Origin of the sequence: Nocardiopsis sp. NPDC049922, from assembly GCF_040660275.1 — a bacterium.
Classification (GTDB): Bacteria; Actinomycetota; Actinomycetes; order Streptosporangiales; family Streptosporangiaceae; genus Nocardiopsis.
Genome location: NZ_JBFAME010000005.1, coordinates 235,612 through 251,775 on the forward strand (window position 1 = coordinate 235,612; position 16,164 = coordinate 251,775).

Annotated in this window: 15 protein-coding genes and 3 tRNA genes; 8 read left to right on the forward strand and 10 right to left on the reverse strand. The window is 72.6% G+C overall.

The window, feature by feature from the left end; translation table 11 throughout:
- Positions 1-63: 63 nt before the first annotated feature.
- From AB0I72_RS12125 to AB0I72_RS12140, 4 genes are read right to left on the reverse strand one after another with little or no spacing between them, the layout of a single operon-like run.
- The gene (locus AB0I72_RS12125; protein ID WP_358566280.1) at positions 64-1,188 is read right to left on the reverse strand and encodes a D-alanine--D-alanine ligase family protein; all 1,125 of its coding nucleotides are present in this window, start codon (positions 1,186-1,188) and stop codon (positions 64-66) included.
- Positions 1,189-1,248: 60 nt separating this feature from the next.
- Positions 1,249-2,466, reverse strand: coding sequence for an aminotransferase class I/II-fold pyridoxal phosphate-dependent enzyme (locus AB0I72_RS12130; RefSeq protein ID WP_358566283.1), 1,218 nt, complete (start codon positions 2,464-2,466; stop codon positions 1,249-1,251).
- Positions 2,467-2,477: 11 nt separating this feature from the next.
- Complete coding sequence (locus AB0I72_RS12135; protein ID WP_358566667.1) at positions 2,478-3,533, reverse strand: NAD(P)H-dependent glycerol-3-phosphate dehydrogenase; 1,056 nt, start codon at positions 3,531-3,533, stop codon at positions 2,478-2,480.
- An 8-nt stretch (positions 3,534-3,541) separates the two neighbouring features.
- Positions 3,542-4,354, reverse strand: a complete 813-nt coding sequence (locus tag AB0I72_RS12140; RefSeq protein ID WP_358566286.1) for a lysophospholipid acyltransferase family protein — start codon at positions 4,352-4,354, stop codon at positions 3,542-3,544.
- 204 nt (positions 4,355-4,558) lie between these two features.
- Here AB0I72_RS12140 and cofC point away from each other — a divergent pair, with 204 nt between their 5' ends.
- Positions 4,559-5,338 (forward strand): 2-phospho-L-lactate guanylyltransferase, encoded by a 780-nt coding sequence (gene cofC, locus AB0I72_RS12145; protein WP_358566289.1) that lies wholly within the window; start codon positions 4,559-4,561, stop codon positions 5,336-5,338.
- On the opposite strand, the gene AB0I72_RS12150 is transcribed toward cofC, so the two are convergent.
- The 3 genes from AB0I72_RS12150 to leuC all read right to left on the reverse strand — a co-directional run bounded on the left by AB0I72_RS12150 (position 5,319) and on the right by leuC (position 7,976).
- Positions 5,319-5,600, reverse strand: a complete 282-nt coding sequence (locus AB0I72_RS12150) for an HU family DNA-binding protein (protein WP_075927139.1) — start codon at positions 5,598-5,600, stop codon at positions 5,319-5,321. The two genes, cofC and AB0I72_RS12150, sit on opposite strands and share 20 nt — an antisense overlap.
- A 350-nt stretch (positions 5,601-5,950) precedes the next feature.
- On the reverse strand, positions 5,951-6,541 hold the full coding sequence (gene leuD, locus AB0I72_RS12155) for a 3-isopropylmalate dehydratase small subunit (RefSeq protein WP_358566293.1): 591 nt from the start codon (positions 6,539-6,541) through the stop codon (positions 5,951-5,953).
- Between the two features lie 28 nt (positions 6,542-6,569).
- Positions 6,570-7,976: a 3-isopropylmalate dehydratase large subunit gene (gene leuC, locus AB0I72_RS12160; RefSeq protein ID WP_358566296.1), complete on the reverse strand. Its 1,407-nt coding sequence runs from the start codon at positions 7,974-7,976 to the stop codon at positions 6,570-6,572.
- A 107-nt stretch (positions 7,977-8,083) separates the two neighbouring features.
- Here leuC and AB0I72_RS12165 point away from each other — a divergent pair, with 107 nt between their 5' ends.
- From AB0I72_RS12165 to AB0I72_RS12195, 7 genes are all read left to right on the forward strand, one after another.
- Entirely contained in the window at positions 8,084-8,815 is a 732-nt protein-coding gene (locus AB0I72_RS12165; protein WP_193789746.1) for an IclR family transcriptional regulator, read from the forward strand.
- 157 nt (positions 8,816-8,972) lie between these two features.
- On the forward strand, positions 8,973-9,851 hold the full coding sequence (locus tag AB0I72_RS12170; protein WP_358566301.1) for a M24 family metallopeptidase: 879 nt from the start codon (positions 8,973-8,975) through the stop codon (positions 9,849-9,851).
- Complete coding sequence (locus tag AB0I72_RS12175; protein ID WP_358566304.1) at positions 9,848-11,587, forward strand: SDR family oxidoreductase; 1,740 nt, start codon at positions 9,848-9,850, stop codon at positions 11,585-11,587. The genes AB0I72_RS12170 and AB0I72_RS12175 overlap by 4 nt, the downstream gene beginning before the upstream one ends.
- A 31-nt stretch (positions 11,588-11,618) precedes the next feature.
- Entirely contained in the window at positions 11,619-12,575 is a 957-nt protein-coding gene (locus AB0I72_RS12180; RefSeq protein ID WP_358566307.1) for a metal-dependent hydrolase, read from the forward strand.
- The gene (locus tag AB0I72_RS12185) at positions 12,572-13,687 is read left to right on the forward strand and encodes a PDR/VanB family oxidoreductase (protein ID WP_358566310.1); all 1,116 of its coding nucleotides are present in this window, start codon (positions 12,572-12,574) and stop codon (positions 13,685-13,687) included. Before AB0I72_RS12180 ends, AB0I72_RS12185 begins: the two co-directional genes overlap by 4 nt.
- A gap of 242 nt (positions 13,688-13,929) precedes the next feature.
- Positions 13,930-14,544 carry a TetR/AcrR family transcriptional regulator gene (locus tag AB0I72_RS12190; protein ID WP_358566670.1) on the forward strand — a complete coding sequence of 205 codons (615 nt, stop codon included), beginning with the start codon at positions 13,930-13,932 and terminating at the stop codon, positions 14,542-14,544.
- A gap of 117 nt (positions 14,545-14,661) precedes the next feature.
- The gene (locus AB0I72_RS12195) at positions 14,662-15,663 is read left to right on the forward strand and encodes a DUF4073 domain-containing protein (RefSeq protein ID WP_358566312.1); all 1,002 of its coding nucleotides are present in this window, start codon (positions 14,662-14,664) and stop codon (positions 15,661-15,663) included.
- Positions 15,664-15,728: 65 nt separating this feature from the next.
- On the opposite strand, the gene AB0I72_RS12200 is transcribed toward AB0I72_RS12195, so the two are convergent.
- From AB0I72_RS12200 to AB0I72_RS12210, 3 genes are all read right to left on the reverse strand, one after another.
- Positions 15,729-15,801 (reverse strand) — tRNA-Glu (locus AB0I72_RS12200).
- Positions 15,802-15,911: 110 nt separating this feature from the next.
- A tRNA-Glu gene (locus AB0I72_RS12205) sits at positions 15,912-15,987 on the reverse strand.
- A gap of 51 nt (positions 15,988-16,038) precedes the next feature.
- Positions 16,039-16,110: transfer RNA gene (locus AB0I72_RS12210), tRNA-Gln, on the reverse strand.
- Positions 16,111-16,164 lie beyond the last annotated feature (54 nt).

Genomic DNA, 16,164 nt, shown 5'->3' on the forward strand with positions numbered 1-16,164 from the left:
CCCCTCCCCAGCGCAGGTGAAGGGCGGGTGACCGGCTCGGTCACCCGCCCTTCACGTGGGTCGCTAGCGCAGGCCCGGCGACCGTTGGAGAGCCGTCGTGATCATCCGGTCGACGAGCGCCGCGTAGTCCACGCCGGTCGCCTCCCACATCTGCGGGAAGGCCGACGCCGGGGTGAATCCGGGCATCGTGTTCAGCTCGTTGACGAGGATCTCGCCGTCCTCGGTGTAGAAGAAGTCCACCCGGGCCAGCCCCTCGCAGCCCATCGCCTCGAACACGTCGGCGGCCATCGCGCGCAGTCGGGCGGTGGCCTCCTCCGGGATCCGCGCCGGGATGGTCAGGCTGCTCGTGGAGAGGTACTTGGCCTCGAAGTCGTAGAAGTCGAACCCGTCCGCGACGTGCACCTCGGCGGGGAAGGAGACGTCGGGCGCTCCGCCGTCCTCGGCCTCCAGCACGCCGCACTCGATCTCGCGCCCGACGACCTGCGCCTCCACGATCACCTTGGGGTCGTGCTCGCGCGCGGCCTCGACGGCGGCGATCACCGCGTCGGCGTCCCCCGCGTCGCCCACCTTGCTGATGCCGACACTGCTGCCCGCGCGGGCGGGCTTGACGAAGACGGTCCCGCCGAGCTCGGCGACGTCGTCGAGCACCTTCTTGCGCTCGGTCCGCCACTGACGGTCGGTGATCGCCACGTAGTCGCTGGTCGGGATCCCGTTGCCGATGAGCATCGCCTTCATGAACACCTTGTCCATGGCGGCCGCGCTGGAGAACACCCCCGCGCCCGCGTAACGCACGCCCATCATCTCGAACAGGCCCTGGACGGTGCCGTCCTCGCCGAACGGTCCGTGCAGCAGCGGCAGCACGACGTCCACCCCGGCCAGGCGCTCCACGCCGTGCTCCGGGTCGACGGTCATCAGCTGACCGGCGGCGTCGAAGGGCAGCGCCAGGTCCGCGCCGTCCTCCGGGACGGCCGGCAGCGCCTTGGTCTCCCCGTCGATGCGCAACCGCTCGGGGTCGGCCGGGGTCAGGACCCAGTTGCCGGCCTTGGTGATGCCGACCGGCACGACCTCGTAGCGGTCGTGGTCGATGACGGACAGGACACTGCCCGCGGTGACGCAGGAGATCTCGTGCTCGGAACTACGACCGCCGAAGACGACGGCGACCCGAATCTTGCGCTGCTCGGACGACATGCTGCCTGACCCTATCTCGCCTTTTCATGGAACCGGAAACAGGAAACCATCCCGTTCGCGTCAAATGTCCCCGCCGAGCGCCGCGAGGGCGTCCTCGATGAGGTGTCGGGGGTCCTCCAGACCGATGGAGAACCGCACCGCTCCAGGTGAGATACCCGCGTCCGCCAGTTCGGTCTCGCCCATCGTGCGGTGCGTGGTGGAGGCCACGTGCCCCACCAGCGTGTGCGTCCCGCCCAGGGAGGCGGCGACCGTGCCCAGCCTGATCCGGTCGGCGAAGGCCATCCCCGCCTCCCTGCCGCCGCGCGGGTGCACGGTCACGACCGCACCGCACCGCCCGGCGTCGAACAGCTTCGCGGCCAGCTCCGCCTGCGGGTGCGAGGCCAGGGACGGGTGGTCGACCCGCTCCACCTCGGGATGCCCCTGCAGCGCGGCGGCGAACGCGGCGGCGGTCTCGCACTGCCGCTGGACCCGCAGCGGCAGGGTCTCCAGCCCCCGGTGCAGCAGATAGGCCTCGTCCGGGGCCAGGCACGGCCCCAGGTCGATCCGGGCCGCGCGGATCCGGTCGATCAGCTCGGGCGCGGCCACCGCCACACCGCCCGTGGCGTCGCTGTGGCCGCCGATGTACTTGGTGGCCGAGTGCAGCACGACATCCGCCCCGTGCTCCAGCGGACGGCACACCACGGGGGAGGCGAACGTCGAGTCCACGACGAGGGTCGCGCCCGCCTCCCGCGCGATCCGCGCCAGCGCGGGCAGGTCGGACACCGCCGTGGTGGGGTTGGACAGCGTCTCGGTGAACAGCACAGCCGTGTCCGGTCGCACCGCCGTCCGCACGGCGTCCAGGTCGGTGATGTCCACGAAGTCCGTCCGCACGCCGAACCGCCGGAGCAGCCCGTCGAGCAGCGAGTGCGTGTTGCCGTAGATCGACCGCGCCGCCACGACGTGCGACCCGGCCCGCGTCAGCGCCATGAGCACCGTGCTGATCGCCGCCATGCCCGACGCGAACGCCTGCCCCCGTACCGGCGCGTGCGATCCGCCGCCCTCCAGGGCGGCGACCCCCTCGGCGAACGCGTCCACGGTCGGACTGTCGATGCGCGCGTAGGAGTACCCCTCCCGCCGCCCCGCCAGCACGTCCGCGTACTCCCGCGAGGTGTCGAACGCGTAGGTGGTGGCCCGGTGGACCGGCATCCGCATCGGACGCTCGGCCGGGACGGGGGCGTGCGGGAGGTTCTGCGCCAGGGTGTGCTCCGAGTCGGGCCCCGGTGCGGGTGTACGCGGCATACTGCTCTCTCTCAGACCCCGTAGCGCTCGGGCTTCGTGCTGCGCGCCATGAACGCGATCAGCGCCTCCGCCGGGCTCAGGTCGTGGTGCATCATCTTGACGACGGCCTCGGTGATCGGCATGTCGACGCCGTGCCGCCACCCCAGTTCGAGGATCGACTCCGAGGACTTGACCCCCTCGGCCGTCTGCTTGGTCTCCGCGACGACCTGCTCCAGGGTCTTGCCCGCGCCCAGTTTCTCACCGAAGGTCCGGTTCCGCGACAGGGGTGAGGAGCATGTCGCCACGAGGTCACCCATCCCTGCCAGCCCGGACAGGGTGTGCTCGTCGGCCCCCAGGGTCACCGCGAGACGCGTCGTCTCGGCCAGCCCCCGGGTGATGAGCGACGCCTTGGTGTTGTCCCCGAGGCCCATCCCCTCCGCGACGCCCACGGCGAGCCCGATGACGTTCTTCATCGCGCCGCCGATCTCCACCCCGACCAGGTCGGTGCTCGTGTACGGACGGAAGTACGGCGCCCGGAACAGCGCCTGGAGCCGCACGGCCGTCTCCTCGTGCGGGCAGGCCACCACGGCGGTGGCGGGCTGGCGCTCGGCGATCTCCCGGGCCAGGTTGGGCCCGGAGACCACGGCGATCCGCTCCTCGGGGAACGCCAGGACCTCGGCGATGATCTGGCTGACCCGCAGCAGCGTGCCCAGCTCCACGCCCTTCATCAGGCTGACGATCACCGCGTCGTCGCGCAGGTGCTCCCGCCACTGGACGAGGTTGGCCCGCAGCGACTGCGAGGGCACCGCCAGCACCACCACGTCCGCTTCGGACAGCGCCTCGGCCGCGTCGGCCGTCGCCCGCAGCCGCGGGTTGAGCGTGATCCCCGGGAAGTAGTCCGGGTTCTCCGAGGTCTCGTTGATCGCGTCCACGACCGACGCGCGCCGCCCCCACAGCACGACCTCGACCTCCGGACTCCCCGGCTCCTCCACCCGCGCCTGGTCGGCCGCGTCCGCGATGATGTTGGCGAACACGGTCCCCCAGGAACCGGCGCCGAGAACGGCGATCCTCACCTTGTCGCTGCCCATCAGCCCCGTCACGCCTCGTTCTTCCCGTTGTCGTCGTCCGAGGTCCCGTCCTCCGCCGGTCCCCCGTCGTCCTTCTCGACCGTGCGCTCGGCCCGGGCCTCGACCCGCGCCCGCTTCATGTCGTAGGGCACCGCCGGGGGCTCCTCACCCCGGATCTTCGCCTGGAGGTCGGTGATGTCGCGCATGATCGCCTCGGTGGCATCGGTGAGGACCGAGGCGGTCAGCGGCCTGTCCCGGAAGCGGGACAGGTCCACCGGCGGTCCGGCCAGGAACTCCACGCGCTTGGGCGGGAACAGGCTGAGCTTCTTCTCCCCCTGGTACGGAAGGATGTTCTGCTCACCCCAGTGCGCCACCGGCACCACCGGCACGCCGGTGGTCAGCGCCAGGCGGGCCACGCCGGTCTTGGCGGTCATCGGCCACAGCTGGGGGTCACGCGTGCAGGTCCCCTCCGGGTAGAAGATCACGGAGGCGCCGTCCCTGGTGAGCGCCAGCTCGGCCTCCCGCAGCGCCTTGACCGCCTCGGTGGTGCCGCGCTTGATCGGGATCTGCCCCGTGCTCCTGGCGACCGACCGGACCACGGGGATCCGCATGACCGCGTCCTTCATGGTGAAGGTCGGCCAACGCCGCGCGCCCACGTACATGAAGTGCGAGACCGTGAGCGGGTCGACGGTGGACAGGTGGTTGGCGGCGATGATCACCCCGCCCCGGGCGGGAACGTGCTCGGTCCCCCGCCATACGGGCTTGGTCACCAGGCGGAGGAGGGGGCGCACGATCCACGCCACGACCACCTTCACCCACCGTGATTCTCGTTGCTTGGCCACGGGACTCCTCACTTCATCGCTCCCGGCCCGTCCGGACCCCGAAGCACAACCGGTTCAGTGTAGGACGAGCCGGTACCCGCTCCTCCAGTCCGGAGACGCACGTCACCGGGTGGGCGGCCGACCCGCCGGGCCCCGCGCCGCGCCGTGCCCCGAGCGCCTACCCTCGTGTCACTGTCGTTGCCGTATCCGACGCCCGGGGGGACCGTGACCGGCTTTGGAGAGCGAGACGGGGCCGCGGGCGCCGGGGTGCGCTGGTCCCTGGTCGTCCCAGTCAAGCACCTCGACCGGGCCAAGTCGCGACTGGCCCGTGCCGCGGGGCCGCTCCGGGGCGAGCTCGCGCTGGCCGTGGCCTGCGACACGGTGGCCGCCGCGCTCGCCTGCGCACGGGTCGACGCGGTGTTCGCGGTGACCGACGACGCCCGGGCCAGCGAGGCGCTGGCCGCCCTCGGCGCGGTCGTGGTCGGCGGTGAACCGGGCACGGGGCTCAACCCCGCGCTGCGGCACGGGGCCGCGGTCGCGCGGCGGCGCCTCCCCGGCAACGGGGTGTGCGCCCTGTCGGCCGACCTGCCCGCGCTGCGCCCCGGAGAACTCGCCCGCGTCCTGTCGGCGGCGTCGGGTCGGCGCCGCTCCTTCCTCCCCGACGCGCCCGGTGTGGGCACGACCCTGCTCGCGTCGAAGCCGGGGGAGCCGTTCCGACCGGCGTTCGAGGGCGCCTCGCGCGCCCGGCACCTGGCCTCCGGCGCCCGGGAACTGGTCGTGGAGGACGTGGACTCGGTCCGGCGGGACGTGGACACCCCCGAGGACCTGCGGGCGGCGGTCCGTCTCGGTGTGGGGGAGCGCACACGGGACCTGCTGGCGCGGATGGACGGGCACGCCCTGGCCGACGCGGCCCCGCGGACGCGGACCGCCCGGGCCCCCGTCGGGGACCCGGGCGGTGCCGACCCGTCGCCGTTGGGCGGTGGGACTACTTCTTCCCGTCGTTGACCAGGGCCTTGAAGTCAGCGCCAGCGCGGAACTTCGGAACGAAGCTCGCGGGGACGTTGATGGTGGCCCCGGTGGCGGGGTTGCGGGCGGTACGGGCCGCACGCTCGGACTTCTCGAACACACCGAAGCCCGTGATGGCGACCTTGTCGCCCGACGCCACTGTGGTCTGAATGGTCTCGAGCACAGCGTTGACCGCTTCGGTCGCGGTCTTCTTGTCTCCGAGACGCGCGGAGATCGCGTCGATCAGGTCACGCTTGTTCATAAGGTTCCTCCGGTTCCCCCTTGCTCGCACGAAATTAGGGGAAGCCCGGCCCGTTACACAAATACAAACGCCTGCGGGGAAGGCGTGTCGAGCCCTCGCCCACCTGCGCGCCAGTGACCGAAGGCAGCGGGCTCAGCTCACGGGACACCGTCCCACGCGTCCCTTTTGCCCTCGTGTGTGAGGCTCAAATGCCTACGTATAACCGGATTCCGGGCACCTCATGTGACGCGCTTAAGGACGCAAAGGCCGCAAGCGACCGGTCACACCAAGTAAAGGTAAAATATTTGGGGGCTGGCGGGTGTACTGCGTCACACCGCCCGCCAGCCCCCGCCCAGAGCACGATCCGGTGTCTACAGGGTCACGGGCAGCCAGCGCTGGCGCGTCTGCTCGAACTCCCCGATCCCGTCCGTGTGACGCAGCGTCAGGGCGATGTCGTCCAGCCCCTCCAGCAGCCGCCAACGGGTGTAGTCGTCCAGCTCGAAGGCCTCCTGGACGCCCGGGGCGCGGACCTCGCGGTTGACCAGGTCGACGGTCACCTCGGTGGCGGGGTCGGCCTCGACCATGTCCCACAGCCTCTCGATGACCTCCTGGGGCAGCAGGACGGTCAGCAGCCCGCCCTTGAGCGAGTTGCCCCGGAAGATGTCGGCGAAGCGCGACGACAGCACCGCGCGGAAGCCGTAGTCCTTCAGGGCCCACACGGCGTGCTCACGAGAGGAGCCGGTACCGAAGTCAGGGCCCGCCACCAGCACGGACGCGCCCGAGTGCTCGGCCCGGTTCAGGACGAAGTCGGGGTCGCTCCCGCGCCACTCGGCGAACAGGCCGTCCTCGAAGCCGGTGCGGCTCACGCGCTTGAGGTAGACGGCGGGGATGATCTGGTCGGTGTCCACGTTGCTGGCGCGCAGCGGCACGGCCCGACCGGTGTGGACGTCGATCTTCTCCATGACAGGTCTCTCCTAGGTGGTCGGGGCCCTACCGGGACACCAGGTCGGCGGGCGAGGACAGCGTTCCGCGCACGGCCGTCGCGGCGGCCACCTGCGGCGACACCAGGTGGGTGCGGCCGCCGCGCCCCTGGCGGCCCTCGAAGTTGCGGTTGGAGGTGGAGGCGCTGCGCTCACCGGGCTTGAGCTGGTCGGGGTTCATGCCCAGGCACATGGAGCACCCGGCCTCGCGCCACTCGGCGCCGGCCTCCTCGAAGATCCGGCCGAGCCCCTCCTCGTTGGCCTGCTCCTTGACCCGCATCGAGCCCGGGACGACCAGCATGCGGACGCCGTCGGCGACCTTGCGGCCCCGGATGATCTCGGCGGCGGTGCGCAGGTCCTCGATCCGGCCGTTGGTGCACGAGCCCAGGAAGACGGTGTCGACGCTCACCTCGCGCATCGGCGTGCCGGGGGCCAGGTCCATGTAGGCCAGGGCCTTCTCGGCGGCGGCGCGCGCGGTGGGGTCCTCGAAGGCGGCCGGATCGGGCACGGAGGCGTCCAGGGGCACGCCCTGGCCGGGGTTGGTGCCCCAGGTGACGAACGGGCTCAGCTCGTCGGCGTCCAGGACCACCTCGGCGTCGAAGACGGCGTCCTCGTCGGTGCGCAGGCTCTTCCAGTGCTCGACGGCCGCGTCGAAGTCCTCGTCCTTCGGGGCGTGGGCGCGCCCGCGCACGTAGTCGAACGTGGTCTGGTCGGGGGCGATCATCCCGGCGCGGGCGCCCGCCTCGATGGACATGTTGCACACCGTCATGCGGGCCTCCATCGACAGCGACTCGATGGCCTCGCCGCGGTACTCGATGACGTAGCCCTGGCCGCCGCCGGTGCCGATCTTGGCGATCACCGCGAGGATGATGTCCTTGGCGGACACACCCGGCCTGAGCGTGCCGTTGACCGTGACGGCCATGGTCTTGAACGGGGCCATGGGCAGCGTCTGGGTGGCCAGCACGTGCTCGACCTGACTGGTGCCGATACCGAAGGCCAGCGCGCCGAACGCGCCGTGGGTGCTGGTGTGGCTGTCGCCGCAGACGATGGTCATGCCGGGCTGGGTCAGGCCCAGCTGGGGACCGACCACGTGGACGACGCCCTGCTCGATGTCGCCCATCGGGTGCAGGCGGACGCCGAAGTCCGAGCAGTTCTTGCGCAGGGTCTCGACCTGCTTGCGGGAGACGGGGTCGGCGATCGGGGCCAGGAGGTTCTGGGTGGGGACGTTGTGGTCCTCGGTCGCGATGGTGAGGTCGGGGCGCCGCACGGACCGACCCGCCAGGCGCAGCCCCTCGAAGGCCTGCGGGCTGGTCACCTCGTGGATCAGGTGGAGGTCGATGTAGAGCAGATCCGGCTCGCCGTCGGCACGTCGGACGACGTGCTCCTCCCAGACCTTCTCGGCCATCGTGCGTGCCATGGGCGATCGCCTCTCTCGTTCTTCGTCTCGGGTCCGGACGGTGGTGGACCCAGCGCGGACGTGCGGGCTGACTTGCATTCCATATTTCGAGACGGCAATATCAAGTCATGGACAACTCTAGCTCATCCAGCGGCGTCGGTGTGCTGGACAAGACGATGTCGGTCCTCGACGCCTTGGAGTCGGGCCCGGCGTCCCTGGCCCAGTTGGTACAGATCACCGGTCTGGCGCGGCCCACCGCCCACCGTCTGGCCGTCGCCCTGGAGCGGCACCGCATGGTGGCCCGCGACAGCCAGGGCCGCTTCGTGCTGGGCCCGCGCCTGGGCGAGCTCTCCATCGCCACCGGCGAGGACCGGCTGCTGGCCGTGGCCGCGCCCGTTCTCGTCCAGCTCCGCGACCTGACCGGGGAGAGCGCCCAGCTCTACCGCCGCCAGGGCGACCTGCGGGTCTGCGTGGCCGCGTCGGAGCGCACCAGCGGCCTGCGGGACACCGTGCCGGTGGGCAGCGAACTCCCCATGAACGCCGGTTCGGCCGCCCAGGTGCTGCTCGCCTGGGAGGACCCCGACCGCATCCGCCGCTCCCTCGTGGGCGCCCGGTTCACGGCGGCCAGCCTCGCCCAGGTGCGCCGCCGCCGCTGGGCCCAGAGCGTCGCCGAGCGCGAACAGGGCGTCGCGTCGGTGTCGGCTCCCGTGTCGGGCCCGGGCGGACGGGTGATCGCCGCCGTCTCGGTCTCCGGACCGATAGAGCGCCTGACCCGCTCACCCGGACGGATGCACTCCCAGGCGGTGCTGTCGGCCGCCGAGAAGATCAGCGAGTCGCTGCACACGTACGAGGGCCGCTAGCCCCGTAGTCCCCCCGAGACCAGCCACCGCCACCAGGCCCGGAACGCACCGGCCACCGACCGCGCCCGCCGCACCCCGGCGGGCGCGGTCGTTTCCGTGTGCGCGAAAGCCGGCCCCGACCGTGGACACTTACTGACAACCTGTCTAACATGACAGCATGTCTCACACGAAAGTGACCGAGGACACACCCCCTCAGGCCGAGCTCGACGCCTTCCGCGAGCTCCAACAGCTCGCCTACCAGGCCGCCGGCGACGTGGCGGCCACCCTCGAACCCGGCGTCACCGAACGCGAGGCGGCCCGCCGCGTCCGCGAGCACCTCGAAGGACACGGGGTCCAGGACTGGTTTCACACCCCGTTCGCCTGGTTCGGCGACCGCACCGCCTTCCGCGGCTTCACGGTGCCCCTCCAGTTCTTTCCGACCAGTCGCGCACTCGAGGAGGGGATGCCGTTCATCCTCGACTGCGCGCCCGTCCGCGACGGCTACGTCGCCGACATCGGCTACTCCGGCTACCTCGGTGAGAACCCCCTGCACGACCGCCTCATGGACGACCTGCGCGCCCACCGCCGCCTCATCGTCGAACGGGTCCGCGCGGGCGACACCCTCCAGGACGTCTACCGCGCCGTCGACGCCCTCATCCGAGAACAGGGCTACGACAACCGCCACCGGGTGTATCCGGGCCGCGTCATCGCCCACCAGGTCGGCAGGGTGCACTCCCGGCTCCCCCGCGCGGTCGTCGCGGGCTTCGGGATCCGCTCGCTCCAGACCCTCGTCGGCGACCTCGTCGTCGAGCGCATGCACCACCGCTCACCGCTGTGGGCCGACGGGGACATCTCCGCGCACCCCGCCACCCCCGGCATGTGGGCGGTCGAACCGCACATCGGCTTCCGCGACATCGGCGTGAAGTTCGAGGAGATCCTCGTCGTCACCGAGGACGACGCCTACTGGCTCGACGACGACCTGCCGCACGTGCGCCGGTGGGACGCCCGTGCCCTCCCGTCGCCCTCCTCCTCCACCACCACCGAGGTGACCCGATGAGCTCCCCCTTCCGCCTCCACGGCCGCGTCACCACCGGCGACGGCCAGAGCCTCGCCGTCCACACCGCCGGGGACCCCGCGCGCCCCACTCTCCTCCTGGTCCACGGCTACCCCGACAACTCCTCCGTCTGGGACGCCCTCGCCGCGCGCCTGGCCACCGACCACCACGTCGTCGCCTACGACGTGCGGGGAGCGGGGCGCTCCACCGCGCCCGACGACCGCTCCGGGTACCGCCTCGACCGGCTCGCCGAGGACGTGGTCGCCGTCGCCGACGCGGTCAGCCCGGACACCCCCGTCCACCTCGTCGGCCACGACTGGGGCGCGATCCAGGGCTGGCACGCGGTCACCGAAGCCGCCCACGCACACCGCTTCGCCTCCTACACCGCCGTCTCCGGACCCAACCTCGACCACGCGGGCCACTGGTTCCGCCGCCGCCCCGACGGCCTGCGCCACGTGCTGCGCCAGTCCCTGCGCTCGGGCTACATCGGGTTCTTCCACCTGCCCGGCGTCCCCGAGGCCGCCTGGCTGACCGGCGTCGGCGGCCTCGCCCTGTCCGCACTCGAACGCGTCGGCGGCGGCCCGGGCGTCCCCGCCCGGCGCACCACCCGCGACTACCTCAACGGGCTCGCGCTCTACCGCGCCAACATGATCCCCCGCCTCACCCGCCCCGCCGAGCGCCGCACCGACGTCCCCGTCCAGGTCCTGGCCCCCACCCGCGACGCGTTCATGGTCGACCAGATCCAGTCCAACGCCGGCCGTTGGGCACCGGACCTGCGCTTCCACCGGTTCCAGGGCGGGCATTGGACCCTGCGCTCCCGCCCGGCGGCCGTGGCCGACCGCGTGCGCTCCCTCGTGGCCGAGATCGAGTCGGGGGCGCCGCGCCCCCGCCGTGTCCTCACCGCCCAGCAGGCCCGACGCCACGGCGGTTCCTTCGCCGGCCACACCGCCGTGGTCACCGGCGCGGGCAGCGGCATCGGCCGCGCGCTCTGCTTCGAGCTCGCCGAACGCGGCGCCCGGATCGTCGCCGTCGACATCGACGGCCCCGGCGCCGAACGCACCGCCGACCTGTCCGCCATGCTCACCCCGGGGGCGAGCGCCCAGCGCGTGGACGTCACCGACGCCGCCGCGGTGCACAAGCTCGCCGCGTGGGTCCGCGACGAGTACGGGGTCCCCGACCTGGTGGTCAACAACGCGGGGATCGGCGTGGCCGGGCCGTTCCTGGACACCACCGCCGAGGACTGGGAACGGGTCGTGGACGTCAACCTGTGGGGCGTGATCCACGGCTGCCGCGCCTTCGCCCCGATGATGGTCGAGGCCGGAGGCGGCGGGCGCATCGTCAACACCGCCTCGGCCGCCTCCTACCTGCCGTCCCGCGTCTACGGCGCCTACGCCACCACCAAGGCCGCCGTCCTCATGCTCAGCCGCAGCCTGCGCGGCGAACTCGCGGACAGGGGCGTCTCCGTCACCGCGGTGTGCCCCGGCCTGATCGACACCGGGATCGTCTCCAGCGCCCGCCTGTCCGGCCTGGGGGAGGACTCCGCCGCCAAGGACCGCCTCAACCGCCTCTACCGACTGCGCGGCTACACCCCCGAGAAGGCCGCCCGGCGCATCGCCGACGCCCTCGACCGGGATCCGGAGATCGTCCCGGTCACCGGTGAGGCCCACGCGGGCCTGCTGCTGTCCCGGCTCAGCCCGGGCGCGCTGCGCACCGCCGCCCGCCTGTCCCCTCCGGTCTGATCCGCCACCCCCGCTCCGCACAGGAGGCACCATGACCCCCGACCCCGTGGACACCGGCGTCCTCGCGCCCGCCACCACCTCCGAACCCCGCCAGGACGAACCCGACCGCCTCGTCCTGCACGCCCGCGACGTCCAGTTCGACTGGAGCCGCCTCGACCTGCACTGGATCCCCGGCGAACCGTTCGCCACCCACGTCATCAACGTGCTGCACCTGCTGCTGCCCGAGGGCGAGCGCTGGTTCGTCGAGGTCTTCAAGCAGGCGGTCCCCCACATCACCGACGACCGACTGCGCGAACAGGTGCTCGGGTTCATCGGCCAGGAGGCCGTGCACGCCGAGGCACACGCGGGCGTGCTCGACCACATGGACGCCCACGGCCTGGACCCGACGCCCTACGTCGCGCAGATCGCCTGGCTCTTCCGGATCGTGCTCGGCGACCGCGACCTCACCGGACAGCGCGCCGAGTCCTGGCTGCGCACCCGCCTGGCGATCATCGCCGGGATCGAGCACTACACCGCCGTCCTCGGCCAGTGGGTGCTCGACGCCGAGGAACTGGACCGGGCGGGCGCCGACCCGACCATGCTCGACCTGCTGCGCTGGCACGGCGCCGAGGAGGTCGAGCACCGCGCCGTCGCCTTCGACCTGTACACGCACGTGGACGGCGGCTACGCCCGCCGTGCACTGGCCATGGGGATCTCCGCGACCGTGCTCGCCGCCCTGTGGGTGCGCGGCGTGGCCTTCCTCGTCCGCGCCGACCCCTACCTGCGCGGTCGCGTCGACGGCCGCGTCCCGCGCGTCTCCTGGGCCCTGCGCGACGGACGGCGCGGCCTGATCCCCCACCTGAGCCGACTGGCGCGGGCGGTGCCCGAGTACCTGCGCCGGAGGTACCACCCCTCCCAGCACGGGTCCACCAGCCAGGCCGTCGCCTACCTGGCCGTCTCGCCCGCCGCCCGCGCCGCCGAGGCCGCGGAGCAGGAGGCGGCCCGGTGAGCGGCGGCGACCGCCGGACCGGCGACGCCGCCGACGTCAAGCACAGCGCCGAGTACTACGCGAACCCCGGGCCGCCGACGTCCCTGTTCCGCGGACGGGGCCCGGACCGTTTCTTCCGCCGGATCGGGTGGCTGGCCGACGCGATCGAGCCGATCGGCGCGCGGCTCCCCCCGGGGCACGCGCCCCCGCCGCCCACCGGGGACCTGCCGGTGCGCGTCGCGCGCGTGGACCGCCCGGCGCCGGACGTGGCCGCGCTGACCCTGGTCCCGGCCACCCCCGGCGCCCGCCTGCCCGCATGGCAGCCCGGACACCACGTGGACGTGGTCCTGGGCGGGGGCGTCGTGCGCCAGTACTCGCTCAACGGCGACCCGCGTGACCGCTCCTCCTACCGGATCGCCGTCCGCCGCATCCCCGGCGGCGCCGGGTCGGAGCTGGTGCACGCGCTGACCGAGGGCGATCCGGTGGGCCTGCGCGGGCCGCGCAACGCGTTCCCGTTCGCGCGCGCCGAGCGGTACCTGTTCGTCGCGGGCGGCATCGGCGTCACCCCGATCCTGCCCATGGTCCGCGAGGCGCACCGTGCGGGGACTCCGTTCCGGATGGTCTACACCGGGCGCTCGCGGGAGAGCATGCCGTTCGTCGACGAACTCCCCGAGGGCGCCGACGTGGTCGTGCGGCCCGACGACGAGTGCGGCGTCCCCGACGCGGCGGAGATCCTGGCGGGGCTCGGTCCGGGGACGGCGGTGTACGTGTGCGGTCCGGCGCCGCTGATCGGCGCGGTCCGCGCACGGGTCCCGGCGGGCACACCGTTCTTCTCCGAACGGTTCGCGCCCGCGCCGATCGCCGACGGCGCGCCGTTCGAGGTGCGCCTGGGCCGCGACGGCCCCGTGCTGTCCGTCCGGGCCGACGAGACGGCGCTGGAGGCGGTCCGCCGGGTACGCCCGCAGACCCCCTACTCCTGCCGTCAGGGCTTCTGCGGCACCTGCCGCGTGCGGCTGCTCGCGGGCTCCCCCGACCACCGGGACCGCCCGACCGGCGGCTCACCGCGCGGGGAGGAGTTCGCGCTGTGCGTGTCGCGCGCCCCGGAGGGCGAACGGCTGGTCGTCGACCTGTGAGGGCCTCGGCCGCGGGCGTCGGCGTCCGCGGCCGGGCGGTAGGTTCGAGGGGCGGGGACGCGGCGCCCGGACGGCCGGGCCCGTACCCGCACGGGCCGCCGGGCGCACGCCCGCGCGCGACACGTCCTCAGGAGGTCATGACGACCGTGGTGTCCCACAGGACCGACCGTCACCAGGCGCGGGTGACCACACGGTCGGAGGTCCCGGCGGACACGCCGACGACCCGGCGGCGACCCCGCCGCATGGCGCCGCACGAACGCCGGAACGACCTGATCCGGACGGCTCTGCGCGTGTTCGCGCGGCGCCCTCCCGGCGACGTCACCCCCGAGGACGTCGCGGAGGAGGCCGACGTCTCCCGAGCGCTGGTCTACCGGTACTTCCCCAACATGGCGGAGCTGCGGCGGGCCGCCCTGGAGCAGGCGATGGCCGAGCTGCTGCCCCGGCTCGCCCCGGCCGAGGACCTGCCGCCCCTGGAGCAGCTGCGCGAGGCGCTGCGGACGTTCGTCTCGTTCGCGGAGGCCTACGCGCCCTCGTACCGGGCGCTGCTGCGCGGCGGCTCGGTGGTCGCGACGGAGGAGACCGAGGCCGAGATCGACCGCGTGCGCGACCGGGTGCGCGCGATGATCCTCGAACGGGTCGGGGTCGACGACCCCTCGCCGCGCGTGCTCCTGTCCCTGCGCTGCTGGACGGCGTCGGTGGAGACCGCGGTGCTGGTGTGGTTGGAGGAGCGCCCGATGCCGCTGGAGGACCTGGCGGACCTGCTGCTCGACCAGCTGGTCGCCATGGTGGCGGCGTGCGGCGCGCCCGACGGCGAGCTGGCGAGGATGGCTCTGCTGGCCGGGAGCGGCACGGACTGACCGAGCCGCCACACGGCGTTCCCCCTCGCGACCGCCCGTGTCCACCCGGTGCCCCTACGGTGCGGAGCGTCCGTTCCCCCGCGGAACCACCCGTTCCTCCCGAAGAAGAGAGGCACCATGGCCCACGCGACCCGACGAGGCTTCCTGACCACCGTCACCGGCACGGCCCTGGCCACGACCGGTATGGCCTTCCTCCCCGCCGCCGAGGCGCTCGCCCGTCCCAGGGGCCGGGTCAGGGCCACCCTGGACGTCGTCTCCGACGTGCAGGGCGACCTGCGCGACTTCTCCATGGCCCTGAACCGGCTGGACGCCATGGGTACCGCGGACGCCCTGGTGGTCAACGGGGACCTGGTCAGCCACGGCCACGTGTCGCAGTACGAGGACTACTACGGTGTGCTCGACTCCCACCCCCACCCCGAGCTGGTGCTGAGCAGCATCGGCAACCACGAGCAGTACACCGACGAGCCGTTCGACACCCAGGTCTCCCGGTTCCTCGACTACACGGGGATGTCCGACGTGTACACCAGCACCGTCGTCGGCGGGGTCCCGCTGCTGACCATCGGCACCACCCGGCCGCAGCGGTCCGGGGACGTCGGGAGCCTGTTCGTGACGCTGGGCCGGGAGCAGCTGTCCTGGCTCGACTCCCGCCTGTCCGATCACCGACGCTCCGGTAAGCCGGTGCTCGTCTTCAGCCACCACGTGCTGCCCGACAGCATCTCCGGCTCCGTCGGGGAGGACCGCGCCGGCTTCTACGACAAGGACTTCGTCGACGAGACCGAACTGCTGGAGATCCTGGGCGACCACCCCAACGTGGTGTTCTTCTCCGGGCACACGCACTGGTCCCTGGAGCGCGACGACTGGGCCTCCAGGAAGATCGTGGCCGGTGGCCACCCCGACGGCTTCACCTGCGTCAACACCGGGTTCATCCAGACCATGTACGGGCCCGACGGCAACGGCGGCGAGACGACCGTCGACGGCCGGGCGGCACAGGGCCTGCGGGTGGAGGTCGCCGCGGACGGCGAGGTGACCGTGCACGCCCACGACTTCCGGGACGACCGGCTCATCAGGTCGCTGGTGATCCCCGCGACGCGCGGCCGCCGCCGGGGGCGCGGGAACTGACCGCGAGACGCGGCCCCAGCACGACGAAGGCCCCGCTCCGTACGAGCGGGGCCTTGCGTGACGTGTACCCCCGAGCGGATTCGAACCGCCGTTACCGCCTTGAGAGGGCGGCGTCCTAGGCCACTAGACGACGGGGGCCTTGGACGATCCAAGCGCGACCGTGAAGACCACGATACCCGCTCGAACCGGACATCAGCGACAAGCGCTGACCAGAGCAAAAGCTCCCACGATGTGGGAGCCTCTCCCTGTGGTACCCCCGAGCGGATTCGAACCGCCGTTACCGCCTTGAGAGGGCGGCGTCCTAGGCCACTAGACGACGGGGGCGCACGTTGGGTCGACGACCCGTGCGGCTCACGGAGGACCGTGAGACCGGAGCTGGGGTACCAGGACTCGAACCTAGACTAACTGAACCAGAATCAGTCGTGCTGCCGATTACACCATACCCCAGTGCTTTCGGGAGGACCTGGCCGCTCTCGCTTCCCTGTCCCCCTCGGCGACGTC